General features: G+C 59.7%; 12 protein-coding genes. 10 read left to right on the top strand and 2 right to left on the bottom strand.

Annotated features, from left to right (window positions below):
- Positions 1 to 2: 2 nt before the first annotated feature.
- Entirely contained in the window at positions 3 to 605 is a 603-nt protein-coding gene (locus AC07N8_RS24730) for a DUF924 family protein (protein WP_493146127.1), read from the top strand.
- Positions 606 to 722: 117 nt separating this feature from the next.
- Here the strand turns inward: AC07N8_RS24730 and AC07N8_RS24735 are convergent, their stop codons facing one another.
- Positions 723 to 2,615, bottom strand: a complete 1,893-nt coding sequence (locus tag AC07N8_RS24735; protein ID WP_493146125.1) for a methyl-accepting chemotaxis protein — start codon at positions 2,613 to 2,615, stop codon at positions 723 to 725.
- A 283-nt stretch (positions 2,616 to 2,898) separates the two neighbouring features.
- Between AC07N8_RS24735 and AC07N8_RS24740 the strand changes: the two genes are divergently transcribed.
- Both AC07N8_RS24740 and AC07N8_RS24745 read left to right on the top strand, forming a co-directional pair.
- A complete protein-coding gene (locus AC07N8_RS24740) occupies positions 2,899 to 3,153 on the top strand; it encodes a hypothetical protein (protein ID WP_007949003.1) in 255 nt (84 codons plus the stop codon).
- Between the two features lie 31 nt (positions 3,154 to 3,184).
- Positions 3,185 to 3,754, top strand: coding sequence for a lipocalin family protein (locus AC07N8_RS24745; protein WP_493146123.1), 570 nt, complete (start codon positions 3,185 to 3,187; stop codon positions 3,752 to 3,754).
- Positions 3,755 to 3,873: 119 nt separating this feature from the next.
- Here AC07N8_RS24745 and AC07N8_RS24750 read toward each other — a convergent pair whose 3' ends face one another.
- A complete protein-coding gene (locus AC07N8_RS24750; protein ID WP_493146121.1) occupies positions 3,874 to 5,238 on the bottom strand; it encodes a formimidoylglutamate deiminase in 1,365 nt (454 codons plus the stop codon).
- Positions 5,239 to 5,384: 146 nt separating this feature from the next.
- Here AC07N8_RS24750 and hutC point away from each other — a divergent pair, with 146 nt between their 5' ends.
- The 7 genes from hutC to AC07N8_RS24785 all read left to right on the top strand — a co-directional run bounded on the left by hutC (position 5,385) and on the right by AC07N8_RS24785 (position 13,240).
- Positions 5,385 to 6,095 carry a histidine utilization transcriptional repressor HutC gene (gene hutC, locus AC07N8_RS24755; protein WP_172825957.1) on the top strand — a complete coding sequence of 237 codons (711 nt, stop codon included), beginning with the start codon at positions 5,385 to 5,387 and terminating at the stop codon, positions 6,093 to 6,095.
- A 10-nt stretch (positions 6,096 to 6,105) separates the two neighbouring features.
- Complete coding sequence (locus AC07N8_RS24760) at positions 6,106 to 6,672, top strand: HutD/Ves family protein (RefSeq protein WP_493146119.1); 567 nt, start codon at positions 6,106 to 6,108, stop codon at positions 6,670 to 6,672.
- A 490-nt stretch (positions 6,673 to 7,162) separates the two neighbouring features.
- Complete coding sequence (hutU, locus tag AC07N8_RS24765) at positions 7,163 to 8,830, top strand: urocanate hydratase (protein ID WP_483840972.1); 1,668 nt, start codon at positions 7,163 to 7,165, stop codon at positions 8,828 to 8,830.
- A 153-nt stretch (positions 8,831 to 8,983) separates the two neighbouring features.
- Complete coding sequence (locus AC07N8_RS24770) at positions 8,984 to 10,453, top strand: purine-cytosine permease family protein (RefSeq protein WP_493146116.1); 1,470 nt, start codon at positions 8,984 to 8,986, stop codon at positions 10,451 to 10,453.
- A gap of 69 nt (positions 10,454 to 10,522) precedes the next feature.
- Positions 10,523 to 11,491 carry an ABC transporter substrate-binding protein gene (locus AC07N8_RS24775; RefSeq protein WP_493146114.1) on the top strand — a complete coding sequence of 323 codons (969 nt, stop codon included), beginning with the start codon at positions 10,523 to 10,525 and terminating at the stop codon, positions 11,489 to 11,491.
- A 70-nt stretch (positions 11,492 to 11,561) separates the two neighbouring features.
- Positions 11,562 to 12,413, top strand: a complete 852-nt coding sequence (locus AC07N8_RS24780) for an ABC transporter permease (protein WP_483840975.1) — start codon at positions 11,562 to 11,564, stop codon at positions 12,411 to 12,413.
- Complete coding sequence (locus tag AC07N8_RS24785; protein WP_007948989.1) at positions 12,410 to 13,240, top strand: quaternary amine ABC transporter ATP-binding protein; 831 nt, start codon at positions 12,410 to 12,412, stop codon at positions 13,238 to 13,240. The genes AC07N8_RS24780 and AC07N8_RS24785 overlap by 4 nt, the downstream gene beginning before the upstream one ends.
- The last annotated feature ends 26 nt before the right edge of the window (positions 13,241 to 13,266 follow it).

The raw sequence follows: 13,266 nt of genomic DNA on the forward strand, positions 1-13,266 counted from the left end.
CCATGACCGCGCCATGGCAGCCGTTGCTCGATTGGTGGTTCGGAACTTCCGGATCAGCGAAAGAAACAGCGGCCGCCAAGGGCAAGTTATGGTTCGGCAAGCGCGACAGCCAGGACCTCGAAGCGCAAACGCGTTTCGGGGACTGGGTCGAGCAGGCACTGGCCGGCGGATTGACTGACTGGGCGCAACGCCCTGAAGGTTGGCTGGCTCTGGTGCTGCTGCTCGATCAACTCCCGCGAATGATCTATCGCGACACTCCCAAATCCTTTTCCGGCGACTTCAGGGCTCAGGCACTGGTGGCGCAAGGCATTGCTGCGGATTTTGATCAGCAGTTGCTGCCGATTCAGCGTGTGTTCATCTATCTGGTGTTCGAGCACAGCGAAAACCTCGCAGTGCAGAATGAAGGCGTCTCGCGCTACATCGAATTGGTGGCGCAACAACCAGAGATCGATCGGGCGCTGTTCAGCGATTACCTGGATTATGCCGAGCGGCATCGGGACGTGATTGCGCGGTTTGGACGGTTTCCGCATCGCAATGCGGTGTCGGGAAGGGAGTCGACGGCTGAGGAGTTGGCGTTTCTTTCGAAGCCCGGGTCCAGGTTCTAGAGTTTCATTACGGCTGATGCCGTCTTCGCGAGCAGGCTCGCTCCCACATTGGATTTGTGAACGACACAAATCAAATGTGGGAGCGAGCCTGCTCGCGAAGGGGCCCTGAAAAGCAACTTAGATCCGGAAGCTGCCAACCAGCTGCTTCAACCGCGCCGCCTGCTGCTCAAGATCCGCACACGCACGCAAGGTCGACTGCAAGTTCTCCACCCCTTCCTGGTTCAAGGTGTTGATCTCGGTGATGTCGACGTTGATCGACTCCACCACAGCGGTCTGCTCTTCCGTCGCCGTCGCCACCGACTGGTTCATCCCGTCGATTTCACCAATGCGCTGCGTCACGCTACCCAGGCGCTCACCGGCCTGGTTGGCGATGCCGACGCTGCTTTCGCTCTGGCGCTGGCTGTCGGTCATGGTGATGACCGCTTCACGGGCGCCGACTTGCAGCTCCTCGATCATCTTCTGCACTTGCTGCGCCGAATCCTGAGTGCGGTGGGCGAGGTTGCGCACCTCGTCCGCCACCACGGCAAAACCACGACCGGCTTCACCGGCACGGGCCGCTTCGATGGCCGCGTTCAGGGCCAGCAAGTTGGTTTGCTGGGAGATGCTGGTGATCACTTCCAGAATCTGCCCGATGTTCACGGTGTTGCTGTTGAGCGTTTCGATGTTGCCGCACGAATCGCTGATCTTCGCCGACAGCTGCTGCATCGCCGCGATGGTTTTATCCACCACTTGCTGACCGTCTTCAGCCAGGGCCCGGGCATCGCTGGAGTGTTGCGAGGCGAGGGCGGCGTTCTGGGCGATTTCCTGGGCGGCGGCGCCCAGTTGGTTGATCGCTGCAGCCACGCTGCTGGTGCGCGAAGCTTGCTGGTCGGAGTTGAACATCGAAGAGTTGGAAGCCGCCACCACACGTAGGGCCACTTCGTTGACCTGGCCGGTGGCCGAGGACACTTCGCGAATCGAGGTGTGAATACGCTCTACAAAACGGTTGAACGAGGTGCCCAGTGCGCCGAATTCGTCCTGGCCGTGGATGGTCAGGCGTTTGGTCAGGTCACCTTCACCTTCGGCGATGTCATGCATCGCGCGGCCCATGGTCAGCAGCGGCTGCATCAGGAAGCTGATCAGCATGCCCAGCAACGCGATGATGATCACCACGGCGATGACCATGGCGATGATCGCCGAGGTGCGGAATTCACTGAGCATCGAGAACGCGGTGTCCTGATCCAGCACCAGTGCCACGTACCAGTCCGCCGACGGCACGCCGTTGACGTGGGTAAAGGAGATGAACTGGGTCTTGCCGTCGAACTCGACTTCTTTCAGGCCCGGGCTGACTTTCGGCGCGCCGTTCGGATAGGCGTCGGCCAGTCCTTTGAGCACCAGTTTGCTGTCCGGGTGGATCAGGATCTTGCCGTCGGCGCTGACGATAAACGCATGGCCGTGGCCGCCGAAGTTCAGCGAGTTGATGATCGCGCTGACGCTGGACAAGTCGATGTCCGCACCGGCAACGCCGATCATCTGGCCCTGATTCTTCACGGGCGTGGCGACGGTGATCACCAGTTTGCCCGAAGACGCGGCGATGTACGGTTCGGTGACGATGGTCTGTTGCGCGCTGTTGGCGGCCTTGTACCAGCCACGGGCGCGAGGATCGTAGTCGGCAGCCCGATTGCCGGCCGGGATCGAGAACATCACACCGTCAGTGCCGCCGAAATAGCTCAGCTGGAAGTTGCTGGTGTAGGCCGGCAGGTCGATGGCGCGTTTCAGGCTGGCGGGTGCGCTGCCATCCACGGCGATCTGCTGGGATAACGATTGCAGCAACTGGATACGGCTTTCCAGCCAGGTCTGGATGTTGCTGGTGGTCAGGCTGCCGAGTTCCTGCATCGAGGATTCGGTACTGCTGCGCAGGGTCTGGCGCTGGCGGTAGTCGTTGAACAGGATAAAGCAGGCGAACGCGACGGCGACCACGAGGGCGGCTGCCAGCAAGATCTTGTGGCTGAATTTCATGTTTCTGGTCATTAAGTGCACTACCGCGGAGGGGCTGATCAGCGAGGGGCGTCAATTCGCCACAGTCGAGGGCTTTACGCTGCTTCTATGTCGACTGGCCAGCGCCAAAGATTAGGCACCTTTGTGCAAAAACTGACGAATGACGCAATGGCGCAAGAAAGTGGCTGATTTTTCGAAAAAAGGCAGACGAGTGGCCTGATAAATAGCGTCGCGGTCGGGGAACCAGATGGGGGTTTTCTCTTCTAAGCTTCAGCTTGGCAGCCATGCCATTCCCCTTCGCTCCAGGAGTTTCACCATGTCGTTGCGATCTCTCGCCTTGCTCTCGTTCTGCGTGTTGTTGGCCGCATGCAGCAAGGTCAATCAGGAAAACTACTCGAAACTGTCGACCGGCATGCCTAAGGCCGAGGTCGAAACGTTGTTGGGTAAACCTGCTGATTGCTCGGGCGCGCTCGGCATGTCCAGCTGCACCTGGGGCGACAAAAACAGCTTTATCAGCGTGCAGTACGCCGGTGACAAAGTATTGATGTTTTCCGGCCAAGGCCTGAAGTAAACCGGGGCGTTGCGCCCACGGGAGAAAAACAATGAAGCGGTTATTACTCGTACTTTTTGCCGGCCTGGTATTGGCTGGCTGCGCCACTTCTGGCCATGATTCGTTGGCGCCAAAAACTGTCAACAGCGTCAACCTCAAGCGTTATCAGGGGACCTGGTACGAGTTGGCTCGCCTGCCGATGTACTTCCAGCGCGACTGCGCGCAGTCCGAAGCCCATTACAGCCTCAAGCCTGACGGCAACATGGCGGTGTTGAACCGCTGCCTGACGCCGCAGTGGCAGTGGGAAGAGGTCAAGGGCACGGCTTATCCACAGGTGTCGGGTAAATTCGACAAGCTGTGGGTCGAGTTCGATACCTGGTTTTCTCGTCTGCTGCCCGGTACGGCGAAGGGCGAATACTGGGTGTTGTACGTCAGCGATGACTACAAGACGGCCATTGTGGGTGACCCGAGTCGCAAGTACCTGTGGCTGCTGTCGCGGACTCCGAAGGTCAATGGCGTAGTGCGAGAGGAATTGCTGAGCAAGGCGCGTCAGCAGGGTTACGACACCACGCGGCTTATCTGGCGTGCGACGGATACGCAGATGGCCAAGACCTCGAACTGACGGTTAGCGCATAGCAAGTGTGGGAGCGAGCCTGCTCGCGAAGGCGGACTGTCAGTCAACATCTCTGTTGAATCTGATGGCCCCTTCGCGAGCAGGCTCGCTCCCACAGTTGTTTGGGGTTAGCCCAGGAGGTCGCGCAGGACTTGGGTGAACGCGCGATTGCTTTCTTCTTCCGCGGCATGACGCCCGTCACGCACGACCCACTGGCCATTGACCAGCACATCGCGAACCTGACGATCACCACCGGCAAACAACCAACGATTCAGAATCCCGTCGCCACTGGCCGTCGCCAGGTACGGATCGTTACCGTCCAGCACCAGCCAATCCGCACGCTTACCGACTTCCAATGCGCCAATCGGCTGACCCAGCGCCTGAGCGCCGCCATCCAGTGCTGCGTCGTACAGTGTGCGACCGACCATCGGCTGCTCCGCGCCATACAAACGATTACGCCGCTGATCGCGCAGACGCTGGCCGTATTCCAGCCAGCGCAATTCTTCCACCACGCTCAACGACACATGGCTGTCGGAGCCGATGCCCATGCGTCCGCCCTGAGCGAGGAAATCCACCGCCGGGAAAATCCCGTCGCCAAGGTTGGCTTCGGTGGTCAGGCACAAACCGGCAATGGCGCGACTCTTGGCCATCAGCGTGACTTCTTCGGCATTGGCGTGAGTGGCGTGAACCAGGCACCAGCGCTGATCGACTTCGGTGTTTTCGTACAGCCATTGCAGCGGACGACGACCGCTCCAGGTCAGGCAGTCGTCGACTTCCTTCTGCTGTTCGGCAATGTGAATGTGCACCGGGCATTGCTTGTCGCTGGCGGCCAGCACTTCGCTGATCTGTTGTGGTGTGACTGCGCGCAACGAGTGGAAGCACAAGCCCAGCGACTGCGCCGGTTGCTGCGCCAGGATCGGCTGCAAGCGCGACTGAAGTTTCAGGTAGTTTTCGGTGCTGTTGATAAAGCGGCGCTGGCCTTCGTTGGGTGTCTGGCCACCGAATCCGGAATGGCTGTAGAGCACCGGCAGCAGGGTCAGGCCGATACCGGCGGAGCGGGCGGCCTGGCTGATGCGCAGTGCCAGTTCAGCCGGGTCTGCGTAAGTCTGGCCGTTGGTGTCGTGGTGCACGTAATGAAATTCCGCGACCGAGGTGTAACCGGCCTTGAGCATTTCGATGTACAGCTGACGGGCGATCACGCCGAGTTGGTCCGGGCTGATTTTTCCGACGAGGCGATACATCAAATCGCGCCAGGTCCAGAAACTGTCGTTCGGATTACCCGCGACTTCCGCCAAGCCGGCCATCGCCCGCTGGAAGGCATGGGAGTGCAGATTCGGCATACCCGGCAGCAGCGGACCGCTTAGCCGTTCGGCGCCATCTGCATGGGAATCGGCCTGGATATGGGTCAAAACGCCCTCGGCGCTGACCTCAAGACGTACATTGTTGGCCCATCCACTAGGCAGCAGCGCGCGTTCGGCAAAGAAGGCGGACATGGTTCAGCACCCCATCGTGTGTTATTTGTATATACATATACAGACGTTTGCCTGCTCGGTAAACTCCGGCAAGCTAGCAACCTCTATCAAATGAACAGGGATTAACCGTGCCGACTCCGCCCCAAGTGTCACCGTTGGCCGCGAACATGGGCGACAGTCCGGCGCCCTTGTACGCCCGCGTCAAACAGATGATCACCCAGCAAATCGACAGTGGAAACTGGCCGCCGCACTACCGCGTTCCGTCGGAAAGCGAGCTGGTCAGCCAGTTGGGTTTCAGCCGCATGACCATCAACCGTGCCCTGCGCGAGATGACCGCCGACGGTCTGTTGGTGCGCATGCAAGGCGTGGGCACGTTCGTCGCCGAGCCAAAAAGCCAGTCCGCGCTGTTTGAAGTGCACAACATCGCCGACGAAATCGCCTCCCGTGGCCATCGCCATACCTGCAAGGTGATCACCCTTGAAGAAGAGGCCGCCGGCTCCGAGCGCGCTTTGGCGCTCGATATGCGCGAAGGGCAGAAGGTTTTCCACTCGCTGATCGTGCATTTCGAAAACGATATCCCGGTGCAAATCGAAGACCGTTTCGTCAACGCGCTGGTCGCCCCGGAATACCTCAAGCAGGATTTCACCCTGCAAACGCCTTACGCCTACCTGAATCAGGTCGCGCCGCTGACTGAAGGCGAGCACGTGGTCGAGGCGATTCTGGCCGAGGCGTCCGAGTGCAAATTGCTGCAGATTGAAAAGGGCGAGCCGTGCCTGCTGATTCGTCGCCGCACCTGGTCCGGCCGACAGCCAGTGACCGCCGCCCGTTTGATCCACCCCGGTTCCCGTCATCGTCTGGAAGGTCGGTTTCATAAATAGAGAGCCATAAATGAAATCCAAGGTTTTACGCGCCATCGATTACCCACGCATGCCCTGGAAAAACGGCGGCGGCAGCACTGAAGAAATCACCCGCGATGCGGGCGTTGGCCTTGAGGGTTTCGGCTGGCGCCTGTCGATTGCCGACATCGGCGAGTCGGGCGGCTTCTCGACGTTCACCGGTTACGAGCGGGTCATCACCGTGCTGCAAGGTGACGGCATGACCTTGCGGGTCGATGGCCAGGACACGCATCCGTTGTTACCGCTGCACCCGTTTGCCTTCAGTGGTGAGAGCGAAGTGTCCTGCACATTGCTCGGCGGGCCGATCCGCGACTTCAACCTGATTTATGCGCCGCAGCGTTACAGCGCGCGGTTGCAGTGGCTGGCGGGTGAGCAGCGGTTTTTCAGTTCGGCGGGTACGGTGCTGGTGTTCAGTATTGCCGACGCATTGGAAGTGAATGCCGGTAACAGCGCTTCGCAACTCGGTCGCCATGATTGCCTGCAACTGGACGGTAACACTGGCTTGCTGGAAGTCTCGAGCAACGGCGCCTGCTGCGTGATTGAGCTGACAGCAAACTGATTCAACCCCTCCACTGATCCACTGTGGCGAGGGGGCTTGCCCCCGTTCGGCTGCGCAGCAGCCGCAAAATTTAATGCGAACATCGGGGGCGGCTACGCCACCCAACGGGGGCAAGCCCCCTCGCCACAAAAGCGGTCGCTCCTCCTGTTCCCCATTGCGCACCATCTTGTTACCGAACGCCCCAACGTGGCGCAAAACCTCGCTCAAGTAACAGCCACCACCCTTTCGCAAAAATCCCCCCGAAAAATTTCATCTCCGCCAAAACCCTTGATCTACAAGCCTCCCAGCCCCTCCAAAACTTTTCTTGAACACCCATCCAACAAGTTGGCCGCTTGATTGCATATGCTTGTATGTACAAGTAAAGACGTATGCGTATGAGTCACGAAGGCTCAACCGTCGTCCACTGATTCGCCGGTGTGCACTGATGCCCATCGGCTTGCTCGCCCACTGCCTGGGTTGGTTTTGGATTGATTGCTGAGGAGTTCTTTTCGTGACTAAATTTCGTGATGTTGAAATCCGTGCCGCACGCGGTAACAAGCTGACCGCCAAGAGCTGGCTGACCGAAGCGCCGCTGCGCATGCTGATGAACAACCTCGACCCGGAAGTCGCCGAGAACCCTAAAGAACTGGTGGTTTACGGTGGTATCGGTCGTGCAGCACGTAACTGGGAATGCTACGACAAGATCGTCGAAAGCCTGACCAACCTGAACGACGACGAGACCCTGCTGGTGCAATCCGGCAAGCCAGTCGGCGTGTTCAAGACCCACACCAATGCACCGCGCGTGCTGATCGCCAACTCCAACCTGGTGCCACACTGGGCGAGCTGGGAACACTTCAACGAGCTCGACGCCAAAGGCCTGGCCATGTACGGCCAGATGACCGCCGGCAGCTGGATCTACATCGGCAGCCAGGGCATCGTTCAGGGCACCTACGAAACTTTCGTCGAAGCCGGTCGCCAACACTACAACGATGACCTGAAAGGTCGTTGGGTCCTGACCGCTGGTCTGGGCGGCATGGGCGGCGCTCAACCTCTGGCCGCTACCCTGGCTGGCGCTTGCTCGCTGAACATCGAATGCCAGCAGGTCAGCATCGATTTCCGCTTGAACAGCCGCTACGTCGACGAGCAGGCCAAAGACCTCGACGACGCGCTGGCCCGCATCGAAAAATACACCAAAGAAGGCAAGGCGATTTCCATCGCGCTGCTGGGTAACGCCGCTGAAATCCTGCCGGAACTGGTTCGTCGTGGCGTACGCCCGGACATGGTCACCGACCAGACCAGCGCCCACGACCCGCTCAACGGTTACCTGCCGGCCGGCTGGACCTGGGAAGAGTACCGCGCTCGCGCCAAGACCGAGCCTGCTGCCGTGGTCAAAGCCGCCAAGCAATCGATGGCCGTACACGTTAAAGCGATGCTGGATTTCCAGAAAATGGGCATCCCGACCTTCGACTACGGCAACAACATCCGTCAGATGGCCCAGGAAGAAGGCGTGGAAAACGCATTCGACTTCCCAGGCTTCGTACCGGCCTATATCCGTCCACTGTTCTGCCGCGGCATCGGCCCATTCCGTTGGGCTGCACTCTCCGGCAACGCCGAAGACATTTACAAGACCGACGCCAAAGTTAAAGAGCTGATCCCGGACGACGCCCACCTGCACAACTGGCTGGACATGGCCCGCGAGCGCATCAGCTTCCAGGGTTTGCCGGCGCGTATCTGCTGGGTTGGTCTGGGCCTGCGCGCCAAGCTGGGCCTGGCGTTCAACGAAATGGTGCGCAGCGGTGAATTGTCCGCGCCCATCGTGATCGGTCGTGACCACCTGGACTCCGGTTCGGTCGCCAGCCCGAACCGCGAAACCGAATCGATGCAGGACGGTTCCGATGCCGTGTCCGACTGGCCACTGCTCAACGCTCTGCTGAACACGGCGAGCGGCGCGACCTGGGTTTCCCTGCACCACGGCGGCGGCGTCGGCATGGGCTTCTCCCAGCACTCGGGCATGGTGATTGTCTGCGATGGTACTGACGAAGCGGCCGAGCGTATTGCTCGCGTACTGCACAACGACCCGGCGACCGGTGTCATGCGTCACGCCGATGCGGGTTATCAGATCGCGATCGACTGCGCCAAGGAACAAGGGCTGAACCTGCCGATGATTACTGGCAAATAAAAACAAGACCTGTGGGAGCGAGCCTGCTCGCGAATGCGGTGGGTCAATCAACATCGATGCTGGATGTGATGACCTCTTCGCGAGCAGGCTCGCTCCCACAAGTGCCAACAACAGAAATCGGTTATTCCCATAACAATCCACAGAGGTTGAACCATGGCTGTCAGCGAACGTGCAGGCAACAAACCGTTGATCGAGAAGCGCTCGATCGACTACATCCCGGAAGCGGAAAGACACGGTCGTCTATTTAGCCAGTTCACCCTGTGGATGGGTGCCAACCTGCAAATCACCGCGATTGTCACCGGGGCCCTGGCCGTGGTGCTGGGCGGTGACGTGTTCTGGTCGTTGATCGGTCTGTTGATCGGTCAACTGCTGGGCGGCGGGGTCATGGCGTTGCATGCGGCGCAAGGGCCCAAGCTGGGTCTGCCGCAGATGATTTCCAGCCGGGTACAGTTCGGCGTGTATGGCGCGGCCATCCCGATCGTGCTGGTCTGCCTGATGTACCTCGGCTTCACCGCAACGGGTACCGTGCTTTCCGGTCAGGCGCTGGGCCAGTTGTTTGACGTCAGCGACAGCGTCGGCATTCTGATCTTCGCCAGTGTCATCGTGCTGGTCACGGTGCTCGGTTATCGGGTGATCCATTGGATCGGCCGTGTTGCCAGTGTCATTGGCGTGATTGCCTTTGTTTATCTGTTCAGCCGTCTGATGAGCCAGGTCGATGTGGGCGCACTGTTGCAAATCCGCCACTTCAGCTGGAGCAGTTTCTTGCTCGCGGTATCGCTCGCGGCGTCCTGGCAGATCGCCTTCGGCCCTTATGTGGCTGACTACTCGCGCTACCTGCCGAGCAAGACTTCCTCGGTGAAAACTTTCTTTGCCGCAGGCGCAGGTTCGGTCATTGGCGCACAAGTGGCGATGGTCCTCGGCGTGTTCGCTGCCGCATCGGCCAACGGCCAATTCGCCGGCCACGAAGTCGCCTATATCGTCGGTCTGGGCGGTACCGGTGCCACCGCTGCGCTGCTGTATTTCAGCATCGCGTTCGGCAAGGTCACCATCTCCACGCTGAACTCCTACGGCAGCTTCATGTGCATTGCGACCATCATCAGCGGCTTCCGTGGTGACCTGAAAGTATCGCGCTTGCAGCGTCTGGTCTTCGTGCTGGTGATCGTCGGTGCGGCGACCCTGATGGCGTTGCTCGGCCAGCACTCGTTCCTCGGTGCGTTCAAGTCCTTCATCCTGTTCCTGCTGGCGTTCTTCACGCCATGGAGCGCGATCAACCTGGTGGACTACTACTGCATCACCCGCGAGCGCTATGACGTGCCGGCGCTGGCCGATCCAAAAGGTCGCTACGGCCGTTGGAACGCCCTCGGTATCAGCGTCTATGTCTTCGGTGTGCTGGTGCAGCTGCCGTTCATCTCCACCAAGTTCTATACCGGTCCGCTGGTGGCGGCCCTGGGTGATGTGGATATTTCCTGGATCATCGGTCTGGTGATTCCCGCAGCCCTGTATTACGTGTGTGCGAAAAAATGGCACGGCACCGTGCCCGATCAACTGATTCTGCCGGTCGAGCAGGACAGCGTTGTACAACCTAAAACAAGCGGGACCGGTCGCGTTGCGACGCAGGCCTGATTGGACGTGGACAGGGCTGGATGCCTCTTGACTGCCGTAAGCCAATTCATGATTAGGAGCGTCACAACAATGAAATCGAACAAGACCCTGCTGACCACATTACTTTCCATGGGCCTGCTGGCCAGTGCTGGCGCCACTCAGGCTGCTGGTTGGTGCGAGTCGGGCAAACCGGTGAAATTTGCCGGCCTGAACTGGGAAAGCGCGATGCTGCTGACCGACGTGATGCAAGTCGTGTTGGAGAAAGGCTACGACTGCAAGACCGACAGCCTGCCGGGTAACTCCATCACCATGGAAAACGCCCTGAGCAGCAACGACATCCAGGTGTTTGCCGAAGAGTGGGTCGGCCGCAGCGAAGTCTGGAACAAGGCCGAGAAGGCCGGCAAAGTCGTCGGTGTCGGCGCACCTGTGGTGGGCGCAATCGAAGGCTGGTACGTGCCGCGTTACGTCATCGAAGGCGATGCCAAGCGCAAGCTGGAAGCCAAGGCTCCTGACCTGAAAAACATTGCCGATCTGGGCAAATACTCGGCGATATTCAAGGACGCCGAAGAGCCCTCCAAGGGTCGTTTCTACAACTGCCCGGCCGGCTGGACCTGCGAGCTGGACAACAGCGAAATGCTGAAGAGCTACGGCCTGGAAAGCACCTACACCAACTTCCGCCCAGGCACCGGCCCGGCGCTGGATGCGGCCGTGCTGTCGAGCTACAAGCGTGGCGAGCCGATCCTGTTCTACTACTGGTCGCCAACCCCGCTGATGGGCCAGATCGACGCGGTGAAACTTGAAGAGAAACCAGGCGTGAACAAGACCGTGACCATCAAGGTCGGCCTGTCCAAGACTTTCCACGAGCAAGCCCCGGAACTGGTGGCCGTGCTGGAAAAGGTCAACGTGCCAATCGACATCCTCAACCAGAACCTTGGACGCATGACCAAAGAGCGGATCGAGTCGCCAAAACTGGCCAAGATCTTCTTGAAGGAACATCCTGAAGTCTGGCACGCATGGGTGAGCGAAGACGCAGCCAAGAAAATCGACGCGGCCTTGTAGGTTGAGCCTCTCCGACTGCCGGTAGCGGCAGTCGGACGCTTGATCGCAACCCCTTGATTGAGAGTCTCTTATGTTTCCCGAAAGCTTTACCTTTTCCATCGCCGACTGGGTCAACGGTTGGGTCGATGCGCTGGTCACCAACTACGGCGACGTGTTCCGGCAGATCTCTGACACGCTGCTGTGGGCCATCGTCAACCTTGAAGGCCTGCTGCGTGCGGCGCCCTGGTGGCTGATGCTCGCCATCGTCGCAGGCATAGCCTGGCACGCCACGCGCAAAGTCGTGACCACGGCCGTGATTGTCGGCTTGTTGTTCCTGGTGGGTGCGGTCGGCCTCTGGGACAAGCTGATGCAAACCCTGGCGCTGATGATGGTCGCGACGATCATTTCGGTGCTGATCGGCATTCCGCTGGGCATTCTCTCGGCGCGCAGCAATCGCCTGCGTTCGATCTTGATGCCGTTGCTGGACATCATGCAGACCATGCCGAGCTTCGTGTACCTGATCCCGGTGCTGATGCTGTTTGGCCTGGGCAAGGTTCCGGCGATTTTCGCCACCGTGATCTACGCCGCTCCCCCGCTGATTCGCTTGACCGACCTGGGCATTCGCCAGGTAGACGGTGAAGTGATGGAAGCAATCAACGCCTTCGGTGCGAACCGCTGGCAGCAACTGTTTGGCGTGCAATTGCCCCTGGCGTTGCCGAGCATCATGGCCGGGATCAACCAGACGACGATGATGGCGCTGTCAATGGTGGTGATTGCCTCGATGATCGGTGCCCGTGGCTTGGGCGAAGACGTACTGGTGGGGATTCAGACCCTCAACGTCGGACGTGGCCTGGAAGCCGGTCTGGCGATCGTGATTCTGGCTGTGGTGATCGACCGCATTACTCAGGCGTACGGTCGGGCACGGCATGAGGTGAGCAAATGAACAACGCGACCGTGAGCAAGATCGAAGTCAAAAACGTCTTCAAGATTTTCGGCAACCGTTCCAAGGATGCGCTGGCGATGATTGGCCAGGGCAAGACCAAAGACCAGGTGCTGTCCGAAACCGGCTGCGTGGTCGGCGTGAACGATCTGTCCCTGAGCATCGGCACTGGCGAGATCTTCGTGATCATGGGCCTGTCGGGTTCGGGCAAATCGACCCTGGTGCGCCACTTCAATCGCCTGATCGATCCGACCAGCGGCGCGATCCTGGTGGACGGCGTGGACATCCTGCAATACGACATGGAAGCCCTGCGCGAATTTCGCCGGCACAAGATCAGCATGGTGTTCCAGAGCTTCGGCCTGCTGCCGCACAAGACCGTGGTGGATAACGTCGCCTACGGCCTGAAAGTGCGCGGCGAGAGCAAGCAAATGTGCTCTGAGCGTGCGTTGCACTGGATCAACACAGTCGGCCTCAAGGGCTACGAAAACAAATACCCGCATCAGCTCTCCGGCGGCATGCGTCAGCGTGTGGGCCTGGCCCGCGCCTTGGCCGCAGACACCGACATCATCCTGATGGACGAAGCGTTCAGCGCCCTCGACCCGTTGATTCGCGCCGAGATGCAGGACCAGTTGCTGGAACTGCAAAAGACCCTGCACAAGACCATCGTCTTCATCACCCACGACCTCGACGAGGCCGTGCGCATCGGCAACCGCATCGCGATCCTCAAGGACGGCCGCCTGATTCAGGTCGGCACCCCGCGCGAGATCCTGCATTCGCCGGCGGATGAGTATGTCGACCGGTTCGTGCAGCGTCGGGCTGCGGTGGTTTAAGAGATTTGCGGTGACTGTGCTGGCCC

The sequence above is a fragment of the Pseudomonas sp. GW821-FHT10C09 genome (assembly GCF_059415465.1).